Source organism: Endozoicomonas sp. (genome assembly GCF_051008435.1).
GTDB lineage: Bacteria > Pseudomonadota > Gammaproteobacteria > Pseudomonadales > Endozoicomonadaceae > Endozoicomonas_A.
Genome location: NZ_JBPCXO010000051.1, coordinates 30,725 through 50,148 on the forward strand (window position 1 = coordinate 30,725; position 19,424 = coordinate 50,148).

Below are 19,424 nucleotides of genomic sequence, written 5' to 3' on the forward strand. Positions count from 1 at the left end.
CACCAGCAGAGCACTATCAGTTAATTGAAGCTTCCTGCTGTTCACGCGCCTGCAGGTACAGGGCGTCGAAGTTTACAGGTGCCAGCATCAGCGGAGGGAAGCTGCCACGCAGAACCAGGTTATCAATGGCTTCACGAGCATACGGGAACAGAATGTTCGGGCAGAAAGCACCCAGAGTACGGTGCAGCTCGTCATCACCCAGGCCTTTGATCAGGAAAACACCGGCTTGCTGAACTTCAGCCAGAAAAGCGGTTTCTTTCTCTTCTTCAGAACCGTTCTGAACAGTAATGGTCAGAGACAGTACAACTTCGTACATATCATCATGCAGCAGGCGGTTAGTGGTGTTCAAATCCAGCTTAACTTCTGGCTGCCACTGAGCCTGAAACATCTCTGGAGATTTTGGAGATTCAAAGGACAGGTCCTTGACATAAATACGCTGCAGTGCGAACTGCGCCTGATCTTGCTGCTGATTCTCAGCCATTATCATTTCCTTAAAAATATCGGTTCTCGTTACCGAGCACCTGACAACATTCGATTCCCACTTATAATGGGGATAAAAATACGAATATCAAGTCAGGAATCGGCCATTTTCCAAAAAACAGACCCGACCCTTTTAAAATTCGGGTGACGAATCCGTTTCTATTTCAACAAGTCGTCCAACTGCCCGGCAGATTCCAGAGCATACAGATCATCACAGCCTCCTACATGGGTGTCTCCAACCCAGATCTGAGGCACTGTGTGTGATTCTGCTTTGAGCGTCATTTCCTGACGTACATCAGGCCTGCCATCGACGCTGATAGTCTGGTAGCTGGCCCCTTTGCTGTCCAATAACCTGATCGCCTGGTGACAAAAAGGACAATAGGCAGAAATATAAATGGTAACCGAAGCCATCTGTTTTCCATTGTTGTTGGCAATACGCCGCCTCAGTTCAGAAGCGGCAGGATTTCCCTGTTATTTCTTAACCAGAGGCAGACTGTCTGCAGTCCAGGTTCCGATGCCGCCCTTGAGACGCACGACCTGCTCAAATCCAGCGTCTTTCAGCTGCTTACCGACCGTTCCACTGTGCTGCCCCATGGCATCCACAATAATAATCGGCTTGTCCTTAAACTTGTTCAGCTCACCCACACGGTCTGCCACTTTGCCATAAGGCATGCTGATGGCATCAACAATATGACCTTTACCGAAGTCGGCTTTTTCCCTGACGTCGAGTACTACAGCTTCTTGCTGGTTAATCAACTGGGTCACTTCCTGAGACCCCACGCTCTGGCCTCCTTTACGCATTTCGGTAAAGAGCAGCACACACACCAGAGCCACCAGAGAACCCACCAGCAAAGGGTGGTTACCTAAAAATTCAATAATCTGTTCCATACTGAACCAGTACTAAATGCCTTAGCGAGGGAAATACAGCTGACGTTTTTCTCTACCTTCGAGAAAAAAATCGAGCCATTTTTCATGGTTAATTGCCGTTAGGCGGCAAGTATACAGGCTGCCAAATAGAGTTACGACTGTTTCAATACCTACCCCCTGCTCTGCCCATTCAGCCCATCGTTGAAACGGCTACCCTGGGATAAATAATCAGAACAAGTCATGAGCCACCAGTAGAAAACAGAGAAAATCAGGCTTTGACCAAAACAACTGTTCTATTCTGCAAATAGTGAATTTCTATCGATCTGTCTCTGGAAACCAGAGACAAAGCAGGTAGAATTCAAGGCCTTCACCTCTCAAGCATGTGCCAAGGTTTGATCCATGACTGACAAGCGCAAAACCACCGCCCTGATCATCCTGGATGGTTACGGTTATCGTAAAGAATCTGACTCCAATGCCATTCTGGCTGCCAGCACCCCCGTTATGGACCGGCTTCAGAAAGAGCACCCTTTCAGTTTTGTCTCAGCCTCCGGCATGGATGTGGGTCTGCCCGATGGTCAGATGGGTAATAGTGAAGTCGGGCATATGAACCTGGGCGCCGGTCGTGTTGTCTACCAGGACTTCACCCGCATCACCAAGTCTATTAAGGACGGCGATTTCTTTGAAAACAAAGCCTTCACCAACACCATCGACAAAGCGGTGTCTGCTGGCAAGGCCGTTCACATCATGGGATTGATGTCTCCAGGTGGTGTTCACAGTCATGAAAATCATATCAACGCCATGGTAGAACTGGCTGCGCAACGTGGCGCCAAAGAAGTCTATGTTCACGCTTTCCTGGACGGTCGTGATACACCACCACGCAGCGCAGAAGCGTCACTGGCTAAAACCGATGCTCTTCTCAAAGAAAAAGGCGTTGGCAGAATTGCCAGCCTGATCGGCCGCTATTTTGCCATGGATCGTGATAACCGCTGGGACCGGGTTCAGGAAGCTTACGACCTGATGACTCTGGGCAAGGCAGAATTTTCTGCCAAAACTGCGGTAGAAGGTTTGCATGCAGCCTATGAGCGTGATGAAAATGATGAGTTTGTAAAAGCCACCACGATTGGTGAAAGTCCCGCCACGATCAATGATGACGACGCGATTCTGTTCATGAACTTTCGTGCAGATAGAGCCCGTGAAATCACCCGTGCTTTTGTAGACAAAGATTTTGCAGGCTTTACACGCTCCAAAGTGCCCGCCACGGCCGGTTTCGTGATGCTGACCCAATACGCTGCCAGCATCGATACCATTTGCGCCTATCCACCTTCAGCGTTGCCCAATACGCTGGGTGAGTACATGGAAAAGCTGGGTAAAACCCAACTGCGTATTGCCGAGACGGAAAAGTACGCCCACGTAACCTTCTTCTTCAGTGGTGGCCGCGAAGAGCCTTATAAAGGAGAAGAAAGAGTGCTGGTTGAGTCACCAAAAGTGGCAACCTACGACCTCCAGCCTGAAATGAGTGCCCCGGAAGTCACAGACAAGCTGGTAGCTGAAATCAAGAGTGGCAAACACGACCTGATTATCTGCAACTACGCTAACTGCGACATGGTGGGTCACACTGGCGTATTTGATGCTGCCGTTAAAGCTGTTGAAGCTGTGGACCAGTCCATTGGCAGAGTGATTGAAGCCCTGGATGAAACCGGCGGACAATGCCTGATTACAGCCGACCACGGTAACGCCGAGCAGATGGTTAACCCTGAAACCGGACAGGTTCATACGGCCCACACCTGCGAACTGGTTCCCCTGGTTTACTTTGGCCCTAAAGCGATTCAGCTGAAAAATGGTATTTTGTCAGATTTGGCGCCTACTCTGCTGGACCTCATGGGTATCGAACAGCCTGCAGAAATGACCGGAAAATCTCTGGCCGTTTGATCCATACATACCCAGGGAGAGTGTTACAACACTCTCCCTCTCGCCAGTTCAGCAGCTCCGTGATGTGAGACCAAGGTTAGCCGCTCGTGTTTATGACCCAACAGGAGCAATACCCCACTGACAGAGAAGCTCGTAGAGTATCAGGCAATGAGAAAGGCGCTCTTGGGCACCCCGAAGAATCACACCTTTCCTATTGCTGCATTTTATAGCAATCAGTCATGGCAGATAGTGGATACCAGGGAAGGAAAAACAGAGTAGGGCTGGACGCAGGACGCTCCCAGCCCAAAGCCGTTATCAGGAAACAGCCAGCAGCTCTACTTCGAAGACCAGAGTCGCGTATGGCCCAATAACGCCACCTGCACCCTGAGCACCGTAAGCCAGGTTATAAGGAACAAACAGCTTCCACTTGGAGCCAACAGTCATCAGCTGCAGCGCTTCTGTCCAACCTGCAATAACACCGTTAACCGGGAACTCGATTGGCTCATCACGTTCAACAGAGCTGTCAAACACAGTACCGTTCAGCAGAGTACCGTGGTAGTGAGTACGAACAGTAGAGTCAGCACCTGGCTTTTCAGCATTTTCATCACCGGCCACCAGTACTTCGAACTGCAGACCTGAATCGGTGACAGTAACGTCATCACGCTTGGCATTTTCAGCCAGGAATTGTTCACCCTCAGCAGACAGTTCCTTGGCTTTTTCAGCTTCTTGAGCCTGGATACGCTGATGCATTTCGTTGAACGCTTCCTGCAGGGCAGAATGCTCAACAGCACTTGGAGCACCATTCAGGGAATCAGCCAGACCGGCCAGAACGGCGTCAATGAACAGACCTTCGATCGGGTTACTGGCAAGCTGGTCGCCCATCTGACGGCCGATACCATAGCTTACGCGCTCTTCAACAGTTGTATATTCAGACATTCAATTCTTCACTTCGGGTAAAACAGATGTGAGCGACCCATATCGCTCAAGCTGATGCCATAAGCCTACTTCTTAAGCATTTTTATGGCGAAAGGCCGACATTATATCATGAACTTGTCCGACTTTAGATCTAAACAGCCCTTGAGCGGAGACAAACAGCCTTGAGCGGAAAAACAGCCTTGAGCGGAAAAACACAGGAACCACGATCCGATATTCCTGTCTAAACTTCCTCACTTTATTATTAATCAGTTGAGACAGCCCCATGCTTTTCAGAAAACCGGCCCTTCTGGTCGTGGCTCTATTTTCGATGAGCTTCAGTATCTTCCTTCAGGCTCAGGACGAACTGACCTATGTACTCTGGAGTTTGAACTCTCGTGCAGAAATGTATCTGATTCAGCGCTTAGACAATAACAAGCCCAGAGTTCTGGCCTCTATTAAGAGAGACATGAGCATCGACGAAGCTTATCTGGATCATGTTGGGAATATTGCTTTCAAACGAACCCGCACTGCCATGAAATCCGGGAATTATGATCCCACCAGAAACGCAACGGCGGTGGCCAGAAAGATGGCTCTGGAAATGCTGGAAGAGCAAAAGCCGATATTGGCTCAAAAGGGGATAGATCCTGCAAAAGCAAAATCCTCATTCCTTTATGCCGTTGCAGGCTTTGACGCCATGGCAGCTAAAGAAGGAGATGAACTGTATGACTATTTTAATCCGCAAGATGTTGTCGACATTCAGCAGCAGGCAGAAACAGCTATCAGGGATGCGTTTCATAGCAGTGGAATAGTCCTGAGTGACATTTGGACGACTCGGGATACCGCCCTGATCAGTGAAGCCATGAAGCTCATGACAGCAGAAGATGAACTGTTTGTTTTTAAAACCACCTACGACCTGATTTGTTCCATGGAACAGGGACAATTAAAAGCAGTCGATATGAAAATGCCTTATGGGGATAACAAGAAACTTCCCAGCGGCAGCGTTCACAGTATTGGTGCATTTGGCAGTGATGCATTCTTTAACTATGTCCCTCACCAGAATCCAGCCTGTCTCCCCAGTGAGTCTGCCTGCCAGAAAGAGTTAGAACAGTGGAGCAAAGAGATGGAAGCTCGTCTTTATCTCCAACAAAACATAGATCCAGGTGCTACTGAGTTGGCGTTCTTTAACCGCTATTCAGAGCGCAAGAGAAAGAATGAGCTGGGCCATAGAGTTCTGCGACTGCGACTGCAAGATTCTGACGCCCCTGCAGCCCTCAAAGAGTGGTATGTTGACCATATGAAAGCCACTGTTCAGCCAACCCTGGATGAGATTGAGAAAAGAGCTACAAGCTTGATCGCCAGTGCGGCATTCAAGGGGAAAAGCAACCCTCCCCATGTTTATTTTCTGGGTGAATACGCCGAAATCAACGAAATTGACTTTGTGAATGCGTTGTTCAGAAAACACTTTCAAAAGTGGGGGTTAACATACTCCTATATCAACAAACAGGCGACTGATCTATTGATGGCCGCTGGTGCTCTTGTCGCTATCAGCTCATACCGTCAAGCCATCAATCCCTGACCCAAATGAGCAGGCAAGGGACAACACCTTACCTGCTCTATTCCATTCGAGCTAGAGTTCGTTCCCTGTCCAGAGCCCAACAGCCATAATCTTCGGCCAGTTCCACCTGCCCACTGAATACAGACTCAGCTTCCTTTCTAAGAGCTTCAACAGAAGACGCGAAGTCAGACGATTTTTTCCGATAGCGGCCACTGATATGAGTCAGGATGACATGACTGACCCCACCTTTTTCAGCCGCTTCTCCCACCATTCTGGCGGTACTGTGCATATATTGAGGCCCCACTTTTTCCAGAACAGGATCCGTGAAGGTGGCTTCATGCACCAATACATCCACCTCTTTCATGGCATCTATGAGGAGGTCCGGCTGATCATTATCTCCACCAATAATGGCTATCCTGCCAGGCAATGGGGGCAGCCTTACATCCTGTGAATGAACGACACGACCGTCTGACAAGGTGACACTATTGCCATTCTGAAGCTCTCCCCACAACGGCCCTCTTGGCACTCCCAAAACGTCCAGCTTGCCCTGATCCATTGACTGAATAACGGGTCTCTCCTGAAAACGGTAGGCAAAACTGGGAACGCGATGAGAAAGCTCATGGGAAGTGACTTCAAAGCACTGATCCTGAAAATGAAAATCAGGCTCATCACTGCGAATAAAATTCAAGTCGAACGGCATGTTGCTGACGGCAGCACATTTCAGTGAATGTCTGACAAAACTTTCCACACCCTCAGGTGCACAGATAGTCAAAGGCTCTTTCCTGCCCTGCATACTGGCACTGGTAATCAGACCTGGCAGACCGAAGATATGATCACCATGAACATGGGTGATAAAAATGCCCGCGAGGCCCGACAGCGTGTAACGACTTTTTATTCGCTGATGGCTCTTCAGCAGTCGTTGCTGTGTACCTTCACCGCAATCGACCAGATACCAGTCTCGACTTTCATCCAGAGCCAGTGCCATCGCGGTCACGTTTCTGTCTACGGTGGGAGACCCTGCTGAGGTTCCCAGAAAAGTAAATCTCATATATTTGTCGTTTACCTGCACAGTTCTTCCCAATGGGTTCTGGTGCTGTATTTGTTCTTTTCAAAACAGCATAACACGTTACAGGGAACGGAAAATAAAACGGAAACGGCTGGCATATAATGCCATTGGGTATGTGAAAGCCTAATCATTAAAGGCATACTGAAATACCAACAAGAAAGATCAGTGACGTTTGAGTATGAGAATCACGGCTGCAAACCTGATGTTCGCCGTAACCCTGACCCTGTTCAGCCACATGAACAGCGAGATGGCCCACGCAGAATCCGTGGAAAAAGAATCCCCTCAGTCCCAACTGGAGGCGATCAACGGAGATATTGAACATCTGAGAAAACTGCTGGACAAACTGAACAAGGAGCGCTCATCTGCTGAAAGGCATTTGCAGACCACCGAAACAGAAATGAGCCAGCTGCAAAATTCTATTCGCAATATTGAAAAAAAGCTTGAGCAGGGGAATCACGAAATAAAAAAGCTCCAAAGCCGTCAGCAGGCTCTGACGGCGCAGAAAAATAAAGAAAAAGACCGCATCGCCAACAGTGTACGTTCCGTTTACCTTGCCAGCCGGGACAACCGGCTGAAGTTATTATTGAACCAGGAAAACCCGGAAGAAGTATCCAGACACCTGACCTATCTGAAACATCTTCAGAAAGCTCAACTGGAAGCTATTGAAACGTTCGAGAAGATCCTGACCGAAATAGAAGACAACAAAGAGCAGCAGCAGGTTCTTAATAACAGCCTGGAAGAGCAGCAAGCTGACCTTGCCCGAAAACAGGACCTGTTGATTGAATCCAGAAGCGACCGTAAACAACTGATTTCCCGAATCAACCAACAGTTCAAGAGTAATGACCGGGAACTGGACTCGCTCAATCAGCAAAAGAAACAACTGGAAGAAGTATTGGCCCAGCTGGCCGCCAGAAAGCCTTCCAATACGAATATTCAGCAGTCCAAAGGAAAATTACCCTGGCCGGTTAACGGTCGCATTCTTTACGGGTTCAACCAGCAGAGACCAGATACCCGGATTCGCTGGCAGGGTATTCTCATTTCAGTAGAAACGGGTACTAACGTCACAGCCATTCATGACGGGACAGTCATTTTTTCAGACTGGCTAAGAGGCTATGGTCAGCTGATTATTGTCGATCACGGTAATAACTACCTGTCACTGTATGCTCACAATCAATGGCTGCTCAAGAAAGAAGGTGAAGCGGTTCTGGCGGGTGAAGCATTGGCTCTCAGTGGTCAATCCGGTGGACAAACAGAGCCCGGTGTCTATCTTGAAATCCGGCATAATGGCAAGCCTCAGAACCCGGTTCCATGGCTGGCCAGATCTTGAGAAAACATTGTAGAAACTGTCGGGTGAACCGATAAAGCAGAAAGCATCAGGGGTTTTTATCACTGATCTTTCAGACGAAGCCCCAAGCGGTGACAGACAAGGGAATAACGCAGTCTGTTAAAGAAAGCCGCCTATACTTCAACTCTTTATAAGAGCGAACCCAATGCCCACAGTGGAAGAAAAACAATTTGTCTCTCCAGCTACCCGTAAAGCTTTCAGACAATCTGTTTTTCGCAACAACAGTGCAGGAGCTTTCATGACAAAATCCTTTCCTACTTCCCGGCAGCCAATGCCTCAATGGGTGAAAGCCACTGTGCTGGCACTGGCCTCCGGATTTGCCTTGCAAGGCTGGTCAGCACCGGTTGATCAGGAAGAGAAGCCCGCTCCGGCAGCCATTGAGTCAGCAAAGCCGGCAGCCGATGCCAAGGCCGCAGAAGAAGAGAAGAAAGGTAAACTGCCGCTGGAAGAATTGCGCACCTTTACCGAGGTCATGCAGCGAATCAAAAGCGCTTATGTTGAAGACGTAGACGATAAAACACTTCTGGACAATGCTATCCAGGGCATGCTTTCCGGTCTGGATCCCCATTCAGCTTATCTGAAACCGGATGATTTCAAAGAGCTTGAAATCAATACCTCTGGCAAGTTTGGTGGACTGGGTATCGAAGTCGGTATGGAAGATGGCTTTATCAAGGTTATCTCACCTATTGATGACACCCCTGCCCAGAAAGCGGGTATACAACCGGGAGACTTGATCATCAAACTGGATGACGCTTCCGTAAAAGGCATGTCGCTGATGGAATCAGTAGACAAGATGCGTGGCAAGCCCGGAGAACCTATCAAGCTGACTATTGTTCGGGAAGGATCTCCTAAACCGATTGACCTGGTGGTTAAGCGCGACATTATCAAAGTGCAGAGTGTCAAATCCAGAGTTCTGGAAGACGGCTATGGTTACATTCGCATGAGCCAGTTCCAGTCTGATTCTGACAAAGAAGTGGTTGAACATCTGAACAAACTTAAGAAGTCTCAGAATGGCAAACTGAATGGACTGGTATTGGATCTCCGTAATAACCCAGGCGGTGTACTGCAGGCAGCCGTAGGTGTTGTGGACGCCTTTATTAAAGAAGGCCTGATCGTCTACACCAAAGGACGTATCCCCAACTCACACCTCAGTTTTAAAGCCGACAAGGATGACCCTTCAGATGGCATTCCTCTGGTTGTACTGATCAATGGTGGTTCTGCATCGGCTTCCGAAATCGTTGCCGGAGCGCTGCAAGATCATCACAGAGCGGTTTTGGTGGGCACCGAATCTTTCGGTAAAGGATCCGTTCAGACCGTACTGCCTCTGAGCATTGATAATGAAAAAGGACTGAAACTAACCACTGCCCTTTATTACACACCCAAAGGCCGCTCGATTCAGGCCGAGGGCATCAAGCCTGATATTGTTGTGCCAAGAGCCAAAGTGACACCGGTAGAAAGTGTATCAGGCTACAAGGAAGCGGACTTACAAGGTCATTTGACTAACGGCAACAAGCAGGCTGAAAAAGGCAAGCAGGATAAAGGTAAGCAGGATAAAGGTAAGCAAAAGGATGAATCTGGCTCACTCGCCGAGCAGGATTATCAGCTGAGCCAGGCTCTGAATGTCCTCAAGGGAATGCACATCAATACTACCTGGGACAAGAAGAAGCCGACTGCAATCGCCGAAGATCCCAAAGAAACGATGAAGACCGCTACCACTCTTTAGGGTTCAGACAAAAAAACCGTCTGGAGACATCCAGACGGTTTTTTTATGGGTGACCGATAATCAACCAATAATAAAACGAGCCACCTTCAGAATCACTTTCTCAATAAACTCCATGAGACCCAGCTCTGCGCCCGGCATACGAATAATGATGTAGTAGCCATAAAGCACTGCTATAAAAGCAATGATCATGCAGATAAAACAGAAGGTCAGATAGATTCGACGCATTTCAGAACCTGAATTCAATCCCTAGACTGATGACAGGCTGCTCTTTACTGTCAAGCTTGTTGCGCTGTAATGATGTGCTGGAAGCAGACTCTACCGAGACACTCTCTGCGTCTTCAGGCCCTGCTTTCTGGATATCCAGAAAAGTCCCCACATCAACACTGAAATCAACTCGTTTGGCATCGTCCAGAAGCTTTTTCCAACCAACGCCCACATAGGCTCGCCCTTCTCCGGAAAAGTAGGCTTTACCCAGCTTTCTTGAGTCACCCGAGAAAGTACCCGCAGACACTCTGAAACCACTTTCAAAAGGATAATAATCCACGACCAGACCATTTTGCCTGGCAGAACTATGAGGATCTGGAACGGAAAGGTCGTCGCTGGTGATGGTATAAGCGCGAAGACCAAAGGTGTGACTGTTTGCTTCCTGCCGGACACTCAGAACTTCACCACCGGTTTCTGTGGGAATAAAGTCAGGGTCATCCGCAAGAGCGCCCATGGATAGCATCATGCTGGCTGCGAAGATTAAAGGACGGCCGTTCATTATCCTCTCTCCGGGAATCATGATTCGGAACAGTGATCTTCAGTGGACTTTTCCCTTTGAGCCGTCGTTTTCAAACGGCTTCAAATCCTGCAAACACCCAGACCCTGCTTACGACGGACACCCATGATAAACAGCCAGACAAAAGTGAAATTGAAAAATGAAAAATGAAAAATGAAAAATGAAAATACGGACTATAGGCTTTCTATCAGAAGCTCCCCCTTATCGTCTCCGGAAAAGCCGAACTAAGTCAACTATTCTGTGAGTAATTCCTGAAGAGAGTTCACGAAATTTCCTTCTGATCACTCGGTTTCAGTGTTGATAAACTATCTACTTAGCATCATAAGTTTTTCATCGCCAAGGGTGATAAAGAATAGTTTCAGTCACTCATGACCGTTTAGCTTGGCAGTTCCTTCCTTTCTGGACCCTGATATGCAAACCGACAACACTCCACAATTTGGCTGCGTGCCACCTTCTGAAATTGCCCGCCTGGCAGAAGAAGCTGCTGTGGGTAAAACCAAGAAGCACCCTAAAGTGACCTTTGTCCTTGCCGTTCTGGCGGGTATTTTCATTTCTCTGGCAGGTATGTTTTATACCATCGTCACCACAGGGGCGGAAGGCATGCCCTATGGCATAACCAAGCTGATTGGAGGCCTGACTTTCAGCATGGGATTGATGATGGTCATTCTCTGTGGCGCAGAACTGTTCACCAGTAACACCCTGTTGCTGATGGGACGTGCTACTCGCCGACTCAACATCGCCCAGATCACCAAGAACTGGATAATGGTTTACTTTGGCAACATGACCGGTTCCTTTTTCATGGTGGCCATGCTGATGGCAGCCAGCCAATATCAGGGCGCTCACGGCGACATCGGCATTAACTATATGTACATTGCCAATGCCAAAATGAGCCATAACTTCATTCAGGCTCTTATACTGGGTGTTCTCTGTAACCTTGTTGTCTGCCTCACTTACTGGATGAGCCTAAGTGCACGTTCTGCAGCGGGTAAAATGTTTGCCTGCATTTTACCCGTCGCTTGCTTCCTCGCAGCCGGCTTTGAGCACTCTATTGCCAACATGTTCCTGCTTCCCATGGGCTTTCTGATCAAGAGCATTGCCACCCCGGAATTCTGGGAAGCCACTGGATACAGTGCGGATTATTTCAACAACATCACGATCTTCAACATGATTGTCATGAACCTGATCCCGGCTACCATTGGCAACATCATTGGCGGCGGTGTCATGGTAGGTTTGAGTAACTGGTTTGTTCACCTGCGAGAGCACAATTAATCATTGCTTAGGAGAGGCTGCATCAGGACAGCCTCTCTGTTCAATAACCGATATTTTCAACCTGGGTTTCCAGTTAGCTTTCATCACTGTCCCATCATAAACAGCAAAGATACCCACCAGCTTCTTGCCACGATAGGCTGCATACCCCCACAAAACTGAACCGGTGAATACCAGCCTTTTCAGCCAGTAATGATGCCAGTGCAAAAACAGCCTTTTGAGAATTTGCAGATTGGGAGCAGGCAAGACAGACCCGTTACTCTCATGGTGCGGGATAAACCGATTCAGTTAAACTGAGCTATCTGGAATGAGTGAGCTGACTGTGTCTAATTTTCACTGGCAAAACACTTCAGGGCCAGAAAGAGTCAGGTCCCCATCGTGTCGGGAGCTCATTTCATAGAAAAATGGATTAGCATAATTTCTCCAACAAAAATTCCTGACGAGCTGGATATCACTCGATGCAACCAGAAGCGTTAAAATGAAATCACAGGAGACACAACCTATGAAAACCATCACTGTGTTCTGCGGCTCCCGCTTCGGACAGCACGATGACTATTTGAATGATGCCCTGCGTATCACTGAAGCACTGGTCAGGCGAGATATCACGCTGGTCTATGGCGGGGGTAATCTTGGCCTGATGGGTGCCATCGCCAACCGGGCCCTTGAACTGGGTGGCAAAGTGATTGGTGTGATTCCTGAGATCCTTATAAAAAAAGAACTGGCTCACACTGAATTAACCGAACTCCATCAAGTCAGTAACATGCTAGAAAGGAAAAACAAGCTGACGGAGTTGGCCGACGGCTTTATCGTTCTGCCTGGAGGTATTGGTACGCTGGATGAGTTCTCGGAAGAAATGGCATTAAATCACATAGGCCATCAGGACAAGCCGGTTGGATTACTCAACACCCGCAATTACTATCATCATCTGGTAACCTTTTTGAAACACACCAGCACAGAAGGATTTCTGCCGGCTCATTTGCTCGACCACCTGATCATTGATTCGCATCCTGAAACACTGGTCGATAGAATCATGCTCAAGGGCTTGCCTGACCAGCCTTAACTGAAACCTTCTCGTTGACACATTTTATTGTCGGAGCCACCATGACCAAAAAACCATTACTGATCTATCTTCATGGTTTTAACAGCGCTCCCGCTTCAGTAAAAGCTCAACAAACACTTCAATACCTGGACCACAACAGGATTGATATGGAATCGTGGGTTCCGGCTCTTCCTAACTCGCCTTCTGCTGTCAAACAACTGCTGATAGAAAGACTGGGAAATGAAACCACCTGCCGGCCCATCTATATCATTGGAAGCTCACTGGGCGGTTACATAGGCACCTGGCTGAAGGCTCAAATTAACTGGCTCTATCCGGAATACACTACACGACTGGTATTAATTAATCCCGCCGTACAACCTTATGAGCTCTTTTCCGAATATCTGGGCACACAGGTTAACGAGCACACCGGTGAAAAGTGGCAACTGACAACCGCTCACGTTGATCAGCTTAGAACGCTGGAAACTCACGATATTCAAAGGCCAGAAGATATCCTGCTGCTGGCTCAGACTGGCGATGAAGTTCTGAATTACAAAAAGGCGGTAGAAAAGTATCAAGGTTCAAAAATGATTATTCAGGAAGGCGGCAATCATGCCTTCCAGTTTTTCGATAAAGCACTCCCAATGGTGTTTCAATTCCTGTCCGGAAGGTCAATAGATCACATCATACTGTAAGATCGTGTTTTAAAAGGTTCAGTAATAAGGCTTTAATTCGACCGACGTTTTTTCTGAATGATGCTACATTATCTTCTAAGTTCACTTTGAGTTTGAACAGATGAGCGACAAGAGTAATCTTTCATCTCCCTCGGTGATGAAAGATTTTTTTTACCGTGAAAACACTGTCACTTACGGTTTTCAAGCAACCCCTCTCTTTTGACGAGTTCCATTCTTTCTACGCAGTTCATGGATGTTTTTCATGAGATCTTTCTTTAAATGCTCTGTTGTACCCGACGGCTACTCTCGAGAACAACACGAACGTTATTCAAGATTAAGATTACAAATTCTGACCGGTGCCTTTCTTTCTTATGCGGCCTATTATCTGGTCCGCAAAAATTTTGTCATGGTCATGCCAGACCTTATTGCAGAAGGATACAGTAAATCCGAACTGGGCATGGCTCTCTCAGCACTCGCTATCAGTTACGGGATCAGTAACCTGGCCATGGGTTATCTGGCCGACCGAATAGATGTTCGTAAACTGATGCCCCTCTGCCTTTTGGGCTCAGCACTGCTTTCGCTCTTCCTTGGCTTTTCACCGATCCTGCAGTTCCCTCTGATGATTATGGTGATCACCCTGGCTCTGAATGGCTTTATTCAAGGCTCGGGCTGGCCCTGCAGTGCAAAGCTGATAGCCCACTGGTTCGTTAAGCAGGAACGTGGCACGGCCATGAGCATATGGAACCTGTCGCATAATGTGGGCTGTGGCCTGCTGGGTCCCATTGCTATTCTTTCAGTAGCCTTGTTTGGCACCTGGCAAAGCAAAATCTACTTCCCCGCTTTTATCGCCATTATTATTGCCATGGTGGGATACCTCCTGTTGCGGGACAAACCTTCTCAATGCCAGCTGCCCTCCCCTTCTCCGGAAATGTCGGCAGAACTGGAAATAGAGCAACACAAAACCTCCTTTATCCGAACACTGCAGCTTTTTGGCCAGCATTGCCTGAAAATGCCTCCACTCTGGATTCTGGCGGTTGTAAATGCCTGCACTTATTTTATCCGCTATGGCATTATTGACTGGGCTCCAGTCTATCTGACGGAAACCAAGGGCTTTAGCTTCAACGCCTCCAGCTGGGCCTTTTTTGCCTTTGAGTATGCGGCTATCCCGGGCACCCTGATTTGTGGCTATATGAGCGATAAACATTTCAAGGGCAAACGGGCGCCCATGAATGCTCTCTTTATGGCGTTGGTGCTCATTTCAGTCATTGCTTACTGGCACTCACCACCAGGTGACACGACCTATGCTGTGCTCTCACTGATTTCCACTGGCTTTTTAATCTACGGCCCTGTCATGCTGGTGCACGTCCATATTATTGACCTGGTCCCATTACCATTCGCGGCCACAGCGGCAGGCTTCTGCGGATTATTCGGCTATATCTTTGGTGCCACTTCCGCCAACCTGTTACTGGGAAAAGTACTCGACCTGTATGGTTGGGATGCCTGCTTCCAACTACTGGCAGGAGCCAGCTTTCTGGCACTGCTTCTACTGTTACTGCTCTGGTTATGGGAAAACTTACACCCTACCCCAAGCTTCGAATTCAGCCCCTCCTCACCTCAACCGATTACCATTCCTATTTCATCGGACCAGAAAAGATCCACCCTGAGCGAAACACTTAAAACAAAGTTGTCTCCAGCTCTTGGATTTTTGACAAAAAAGAGAGCACCCAACGGATAGAAAAAGGACAGTTCAGATAAGGGCTTCCATCAGGAAGCCCTTGAAGAGTCCGACAGGCTCAATTCTCGCTTAAGAGACTGCTTGTCAACTTTACCCAAAGCCGTTTTGGGCAACTGATCAAGGATCTCCATATGCGTAGGCAACTTATAGGTAGCCAGTTGCGTACGCATCCATTGACGTATTTCATCCAGATCAACATGACGGGAAGCCGGGACAATGCAAGCACAGACGGCTTCCCCAAGACCTTCACAGGGAGTCCCCAGAACCGCACACTCCTGGACACCCGGGTGAGCATCCAGCAAAGCTTCCACTTCCAGAGCTGAAACCCGGTAGCCGCCGGACCGAATAATATCGATGCTCCGGCGCCCAAGCAGGCGATATTGACCCTGTTCAAACGCAGCAATATCGCCGGTTCGATACCAACCATGACGAAAAGCTTTCTGAGTCAGGTCTTCCTTCCCGTGGTAACCACTGAACATCTGCGGACTTCGAACTTCCATTTCACCCATGCTATCCACTTCATTTCCAGATTCATCCACCAAGCGGACACTCACTCCGGGCAAAGGCTGCCCGACATACTCCGACAAACGTTCGCCATCCGGCTGCTGGGATAAGACCATGCCGACTTCCGTCATGCCATAACGGGTGAGCAGAGGCTGACCGGAAATTTTTCTCCAATCTTTATGAATAGAAGGCGGTAACGAAGAAGAGCCTACAATCGCCAGTCTCAGCCCTGCCGCCCCCTGCCGCCAACGCAACTGATTCTCAGGGCTGGCTTTACTCCAGGACTCCACCAGGTACTTATAAATAGTCGGGACTGCCGTCAATAAGGTGTAAGAACCCTCTGCCAGATGCTCCCAGACTTTTTCAGTCTTGAAAGAAGACAGCAGTTTGCAGCTGGCACCGGCTGCCAGAGTACATAACAGGCCACAGACCAGACCATGAATATGGGAAAGTGGCAGCACATGAAGCAAACGATCCTGAGGCTGCCAGTTCCAGGCCGCACAGAGTGTTCGGACCTGAGCTTCAATAGAGCTGAAAGCATGCACTACGCCTCGCGGACAACGACTGGTGCCGCTGGTATACAACACTAGTGCGTTTTGTTCCGGATCCACCTGCCGTAATGGCAAGGGATCAGAGTCATAGCCCGTCGACGGGATCATCAAAATCCCGGACCTCTGGCTCAGGTAGCTGGCATCTCCATGACGTCTGGGTGAATAAACGAGATAACGGACGTCCAGATCCTTTATCCGCCATTCCCATTCAGGCAAAGGCATTAACGGATCAAGTGGAACAGCGATACCATCTGCCAGCCAGATCGCCAGCAGTGATACTACAAAAGAAGATTCACGCCCCGTGAGAAAGGCCACAAACTGCCCTTCAATCCCGTGCGATTTCAACACCCTTGCTAATACTCTCGCCTCTTCCAGCAAAGAGCAGTAAGTGTGTTCCCCTTCTTCATCAATAACAGCCACACGATCGGCAGGATGCCCAACCAGCTGTGACAGAAAAGGCATACGGCACTCCATCTTCAATGCGGTTGTTGTGTGCCAACCTGCTTTATGGAAAGTGGACGAAAGTATAGACCGGAAAGCTCACTAAGCCGCTTTCATTGCATAAATAGCTCAGAAAAACCCAAACATTTGTTTTGTAATAAATACTCAAATAAACAGGTATCGCTTGTCGGCTACTCGTTAGCCGTTCTTCCGCTATGGCAGCTTGATGATGGTCTTTGCAGGCGAGTCGGGTCCTTGCATATTTACCCGCCAATTATCAACACTGACTAACGCTAAGGGTTTAGGTACACTATGGGAGCTTATCTAACTCATGGCTATTTCGGCCTGAAATCCAGAAAGAGTGGCCGCAGCCTTGAGCGCGGTTCAGGACTGTCTTGATCCATTCATTTAAATAGCAGCACTATTCGCATAAATGGATCAAGGATTCTGACTCACTCTACTGAATCTCATACTCGAAAGCATAAGTAAGATAAACTCCAGGTTAACGCGCAATCAGACCCAGCAAGGATTTCATGCGTAACGACTACACAGCGGAAGCCATTGAGGTTCTCAGTGGCCTGGACCCGGTTCGCAAACGTCCGGGCATGTACACAGACACCACCCGTCCCAACCATCTGGCTCAGGAAATCATCGACAACAGTGTCGACGAGGCTTTGGCGGACTTTGCCAGCAAGATCAAGGTTATCCTGCACAAGGATAACTCGCTGGAAGTCATTGATGATGGCCGGGGGATGCCTACCGATATCCATCCGGAACACGGCATTACCGGGATAGAACTGATCCTGACCCGACTGCACGCCGGTGGTAAGTTCTCCAACAAGAACTACCAGTTCTCTGGTGGTTTGCACGGCGTAGGTGTCTCGGTGGTAAACGCCCTTTCAACACGCCTTGAAGTGACAGTTCGCAGGGATGCAAAAGTATCGCTGATTACCTTCAAGGACGGCTACAAAGATCAGGATCTGCACGAGATCGATACCTGCGGCCGTCGAAACACAGGCACCACCGTTCGTTTCTGGCCCGATGCCAGCTACTTTGACTCACCCAAATTCTCGGTGATCAAACTTAAGCACGTATTGCGCGCCAAAGCCGTTCTCTGCCCTGGCCTGAAAATTGAATTTATTGATCACCACACTGGTGATACCGATGAATGGTTTTATGAAGACGGTCTGACCGATTACCTGAAAGGTTCTACCCGCGAATACGAAACCCTGCCACAGGAGCCTTTCACTGGCTCATTAAAAGGTGAGAAAGAAGCAGTGGACTGGGCAGTACAGTGGCTGCCGGAAGGCGGAGAACTGCTGACCGAAAGTTACGTTAACCTGATCCCAACCCCTCTGGGTGGAACACACGTCAATGGTTTGAGAACAGGTCTGCTGGAAGCCATTCGGGAATTCTGTGAATTCCGTAACCTGCTCCCCAGAGGCATCAAGCTGGGCCCCGACGATATCTGGGAGAACTGTTCTTACGTGCTCTCAGCCAAACTGTCCGACCCACAATTCTCTGGTCAGACCAAAGAGCGTTTATCTTCCAGAGAATGTGCGGCCTTCGTTTCCGGTGTCGCTAAAGACGCTTTCAGCCTTTGGCTGAACCAGCATACGGCTGAGGGAGAACAGTTGGCAGAACTGTGCATCAATAACGCACAGAAGCGGATGCGCAAGTCTAAAAAAGTCGCTCGTAAAAAAGTGACTCAGGGACCTGCCCTGCCCGGAAAACTGGCTGACTGCTCCAGCCAGGATTTGAACTATACCGAACTGTTTCTGGTAGAGGGTGACTCGGCGGGGGGTTCTGCAAAACAGGCCCGTGACCGTGAATATCAAGCCATTTTGCCCCTGCGCGGTAAAATCCTGAACACCTGGGAAGTCGACTCCAGCGAAGTTCTGGCCTCCCGTGAAATTCACGATATCTCCGTCGCTTTAGGTGTTGACCCCGGCTCAGATAAAATCGATGGTCTGCGTTATGGCAAAATATGTATTCTTGCCGACGCCGACTCCGACGGTTTACACATTGCTACTCTGCTTTGCGCATTGTTCGTTCAACACTTCAGGCCTCTGGTGGAACAGGGACATATCTATGTAGCTATGCCTCCTCTGTACCGAATCGATGTCGCCAAGGAAGTTTTCTACGCTTTGGATGAAGCAGAAAAGGAAGGCGTTCTGGAACGTATCAGAGCCGAAAAGAAACGTGGCAAGGTCAACGTGCAGCGCTTCAAGGGACTGGGTGAAATGAACCCGCTCCAGCTCCGTGAAACCACTATGTCTTCTGATACCCGTCGCCTTGTTCAATTGACACTGGAAGACTTTGAGTTAACCAGTGAATACATGGACATGCTCCTGGCCAAAAAGCGCAGTGGAGATCGTAAAACCTGGCTGGAATCTAAAGGGGATCTGGTGGAGATTTCCTGATACTGGCTTTAATGAGATCATTCTCTGGGCCTTAAGTCCCGCTTAACGATCTGAAGAAGTAAGACAGAATGAACTGAAAGGAGCGCCCTCTGTGCTGTTCAGGCAAAATACCTGTGTTAATAACAATGCACTTGCAAGGTGCTACACAGGGACG

Annotated in this window: 18 protein-coding genes; 9 read left to right on the forward strand and 9 right to left on the reverse strand. The window is 48.7% G+C overall.

Features of this window, described 5'->3' with window-relative positions:
- Positions 1-16 precede the first annotated feature (16 nt).
- The 3 genes from secB to ACR2PX_RS02320 form a co-directional block, all read right to left on the reverse strand.
- Positions 17-481: a protein-export chaperone SecB gene (secB, locus tag ACR2PX_RS02310; RefSeq protein WP_034833184.1), complete on the reverse strand. Its 465-nt coding sequence runs from the start codon at positions 479-481 to the stop codon at positions 17-19.
- Between the two features lie 158 nt (positions 482-639).
- On the reverse strand, positions 640-891 hold the full coding sequence (grxC, locus tag ACR2PX_RS02315) for a glutaredoxin 3 (protein ID WP_433997746.1): 252 nt from the start codon (positions 889-891) through the stop codon (positions 640-642).
- 60 nt (positions 892-951) lie between these two features.
- Positions 952-1,368 (reverse strand): rhodanese-like domain-containing protein, encoded by a 417-nt coding sequence (locus tag ACR2PX_RS02320; RefSeq protein WP_433997747.1) that lies wholly within the window; start codon positions 1,366-1,368, stop codon positions 952-954.
- Positions 1,369-1,746: 378 nt separating this feature from the next.
- On the opposite strand from ACR2PX_RS02320, the gene gpmM reads away from it, so the two are divergent.
- Positions 1,747-3,276, forward strand: a complete 1,530-nt coding sequence (gene gpmM / locus ACR2PX_RS02325; protein ID WP_433997748.1) for a 2,3-bisphosphoglycerate-independent phosphoglycerate mutase — start codon at positions 1,747-1,749, stop codon at positions 3,274-3,276.
- Positions 3,277-3,570: 294 nt separating this feature from the next.
- Here gpmM and ACR2PX_RS02330 read toward each other — a convergent pair whose 3' ends face one another.
- A complete protein-coding gene (locus ACR2PX_RS02330) occupies positions 3,571-4,191 on the reverse strand; it encodes an FKBP-type peptidyl-prolyl cis-trans isomerase (RefSeq protein ID WP_433997749.1) in 621 nt (206 codons plus the stop codon).
- 262 nt (positions 4,192-4,453) lie between these two features.
- Here ACR2PX_RS02330 and ACR2PX_RS02335 point away from each other — a divergent pair, with 262 nt between their 5' ends.
- Positions 4,454-5,746 carry a hypothetical protein gene (locus ACR2PX_RS02335; RefSeq protein WP_433997750.1) on the forward strand — a complete coding sequence of 431 codons (1,293 nt, stop codon included), beginning with the start codon at positions 4,454-4,456 and terminating at the stop codon, positions 5,744-5,746.
- A 37-nt stretch (positions 5,747-5,783) separates the two neighbouring features.
- On the opposite strand, the gene ACR2PX_RS02340 is transcribed toward ACR2PX_RS02335, so the two are convergent.
- Positions 5,784-6,773 carry an MBL fold metallo-hydrolase gene (locus ACR2PX_RS02340; RefSeq protein WP_433997751.1) on the reverse strand — a complete coding sequence of 330 codons (990 nt, stop codon included), beginning with the start codon at positions 6,771-6,773 and terminating at the stop codon, positions 5,784-5,786.
- A 196-nt stretch (positions 6,774-6,969) separates the two neighbouring features.
- Here ACR2PX_RS02340 and ACR2PX_RS02345 point away from each other — a divergent pair, with 196 nt between their 5' ends.
- Together ACR2PX_RS02345 and ACR2PX_RS02350 are read left to right on the forward strand one after the other, a co-directional pair.
- Complete coding sequence (locus ACR2PX_RS02345; protein ID WP_433997752.1) at positions 6,970-8,118, forward strand: murein hydrolase activator EnvC family protein; 1,149 nt, start codon at positions 6,970-6,972, stop codon at positions 8,116-8,118.
- 256 nt (positions 8,119-8,374) lie between these two features.
- Complete coding sequence (locus ACR2PX_RS02350; protein WP_433997753.1) at positions 8,375-9,859, forward strand: S41 family peptidase; 1,485 nt, start codon at positions 8,375-8,377, stop codon at positions 9,857-9,859.
- Positions 9,860-9,919: 60 nt separating this feature from the next.
- Here ACR2PX_RS02350 and ACR2PX_RS02355 read toward each other — a convergent pair whose 3' ends face one another.
- Both ACR2PX_RS02355 and ACR2PX_RS02360 read right to left on the reverse strand, forming a co-directional pair.
- The gene (locus ACR2PX_RS02355; RefSeq protein WP_433997754.1) at positions 9,920-10,084 is read right to left on the reverse strand and encodes a hypothetical protein; all 165 of its coding nucleotides are present in this window, start codon (positions 10,082-10,084) and stop codon (positions 9,920-9,922) included.
- Position 10,085: 1 nt separating this feature from the next.
- Positions 10,086-10,622: a hypothetical protein gene (locus ACR2PX_RS02360; protein WP_433997755.1), complete on the reverse strand. Its 537-nt coding sequence runs from the start codon at positions 10,620-10,622 to the stop codon at positions 10,086-10,088.
- A 429-nt stretch (positions 10,623-11,051) separates the two neighbouring features.
- Here ACR2PX_RS02360 and focA point away from each other — a divergent pair, with 429 nt between their 5' ends.
- Positions 11,052-11,909 (forward strand): formate transporter FocA, encoded by an 858-nt coding sequence (gene focA, locus ACR2PX_RS02365; RefSeq protein ID WP_433997756.1) that lies wholly within the window; start codon positions 11,052-11,054, stop codon positions 11,907-11,909.
- On the opposite strand, the gene ACR2PX_RS02370 is transcribed toward focA, so the two are convergent.
- On the reverse strand, positions 11,910-12,152 hold the full coding sequence (locus ACR2PX_RS02370) for a hypothetical protein (protein WP_433997757.1): 243 nt from the start codon (positions 12,150-12,152) through the stop codon (positions 11,910-11,912).
- A 256-nt stretch (positions 12,153-12,408) separates the two neighbouring features.
- Between ACR2PX_RS02370 and ACR2PX_RS02375 the strand changes: the two genes are divergently transcribed.
- The 3 genes from ACR2PX_RS02375 to ACR2PX_RS02385 all read left to right on the forward strand — a co-directional run bounded on the left by ACR2PX_RS02375 (position 12,409) and on the right by ACR2PX_RS02385 (position 15,351).
- On the forward strand, positions 12,409-12,966 hold the full coding sequence (locus ACR2PX_RS02375) for a TIGR00730 family Rossman fold protein (protein ID WP_433997758.1): 558 nt from the start codon (positions 12,409-12,411) through the stop codon (positions 12,964-12,966).
- A gap of 41 nt (positions 12,967-13,007) precedes the next feature.
- Positions 13,008-13,637, forward strand: coding sequence for a YqiA/YcfP family alpha/beta fold hydrolase (locus tag ACR2PX_RS02380; RefSeq protein WP_433997759.1), 630 nt, complete (start codon positions 13,008-13,010; stop codon positions 13,635-13,637).
- A gap of 241 nt (positions 13,638-13,878) precedes the next feature.
- A complete protein-coding gene (locus ACR2PX_RS02385) occupies positions 13,879-15,351 on the forward strand; it encodes an MFS transporter (protein WP_433997760.1) in 1,473 nt (490 codons plus the stop codon).
- A 29-nt stretch (positions 15,352-15,380) separates the two neighbouring features.
- On the opposite strand, the gene ACR2PX_RS02390 is transcribed toward ACR2PX_RS02385, so the two are convergent.
- Complete coding sequence (locus ACR2PX_RS02390; protein WP_433997761.1) at positions 15,381-16,868, reverse strand: AMP-binding protein; 1,488 nt, start codon at positions 16,866-16,868, stop codon at positions 15,381-15,383.
- Between the two features lie 512 nt (positions 16,869-17,380).
- On the opposite strand from ACR2PX_RS02390, the gene parE reads away from it, so the two are divergent.
- The gene (gene parE, locus ACR2PX_RS02395; RefSeq protein ID WP_433997762.1) at positions 17,381-19,270 is read left to right on the forward strand and encodes a DNA topoisomerase IV subunit B; all 1,890 of its coding nucleotides are present in this window, start codon (positions 17,381-17,383) and stop codon (positions 19,268-19,270) included.
- Positions 19,271-19,424 lie beyond the last annotated feature (154 nt).

Excerpts from the sequence above, each read along its gene's own strand:
- secB (WP_034833184.1), bottom strand. The coding sequence starts at position 481 with ATGGCTGAGAATCAGCAGCAAGATCAGGCGCAGTTCGCACTGCAGCGT.
- grxC (WP_433997746.1), bottom strand. The coding sequence starts at position 891 with ATGGCTTCGGTTACCATTTATATTTCTGCCTATTGTCCTTTTTGTCAC.
- ACR2PX_RS02320 (WP_433997747.1), bottom strand. The coding sequence starts at position 1,368 with ATGGAACAGATTATTGAATTTTTAGGTAACCACCCTTTGCTGGTGGGT.
- gpmM (WP_433997748.1), top strand. The coding sequence starts at position 1,747 with ATGACTGACAAGCGCAAAACCACCGCCCTGATCATCCTGGATGGTTAC.
- ACR2PX_RS02330 (WP_433997749.1), bottom strand. The coding sequence starts at position 4,191 with ATGTCTGAATATACAACTGTTGAAGAGCGCGTAAGCTATGGTATCGGC.
- ACR2PX_RS02335 (WP_433997750.1), top strand. The coding sequence starts at position 4,454 with ATGCTTTTCAGAAAACCGGCCCTTCTGGTCGTGGCTCTATTTTCGATG.
- ACR2PX_RS02340 (WP_433997751.1), bottom strand. The coding sequence starts at position 6,773 with ATGAGATTTACTTTTCTGGGAACCTCAGCAGGGTCTCCCACCGTAGAC.
- ACR2PX_RS02345 (WP_433997752.1), top strand. The coding sequence starts at position 6,970 with ATGAGAATCACGGCTGCAAACCTGATGTTCGCCGTAACCCTGACCCTG.
- ACR2PX_RS02350 (WP_433997753.1), top strand. The coding sequence starts at position 8,375 with ATGACAAAATCCTTTCCTACTTCCCGGCAGCCAATGCCTCAATGGGTG.
- ACR2PX_RS02355 (WP_433997754.1), bottom strand. The coding sequence starts at position 10,084 with ATGCGTCGAATCTATCTGACCTTCTGTTTTATCTGCATGATCATTGCT.
- ACR2PX_RS02360 (WP_433997755.1), bottom strand. The coding sequence starts at position 10,622 with ATGAACGGCCGTCCTTTAATCTTCGCAGCCAGCATGATGCTATCCATG.
- focA (WP_433997756.1), top strand. The coding sequence starts at position 11,052 with ATGCAAACCGACAACACTCCACAATTTGGCTGCGTGCCACCTTCTGAA.
- ACR2PX_RS02375 (WP_433997758.1), top strand. The coding sequence starts at position 12,409 with ATGAAAACCATCACTGTGTTCTGCGGCTCCCGCTTCGGACAGCACGAT.
- ACR2PX_RS02380 (WP_433997759.1), top strand. The coding sequence starts at position 13,008 with ATGACCAAAAAACCATTACTGATCTATCTTCATGGTTTTAACAGCGCT.
- ACR2PX_RS02385 (WP_433997760.1), top strand. The coding sequence starts at position 13,879 with ATGAGATCTTTCTTTAAATGCTCTGTTGTACCCGACGGCTACTCTCGA.
- ACR2PX_RS02390 (WP_433997761.1), bottom strand. The coding sequence starts at position 16,868 with ATGCCTTTTCTGTCACAGCTGGTTGGGCATCCTGCCGATCGTGTGGCT.
- parE (WP_433997762.1), top strand. The coding sequence starts at position 17,381 with ATGCGTAACGACTACACAGCGGAAGCCATTGAGGTTCTCAGTGGCCTG.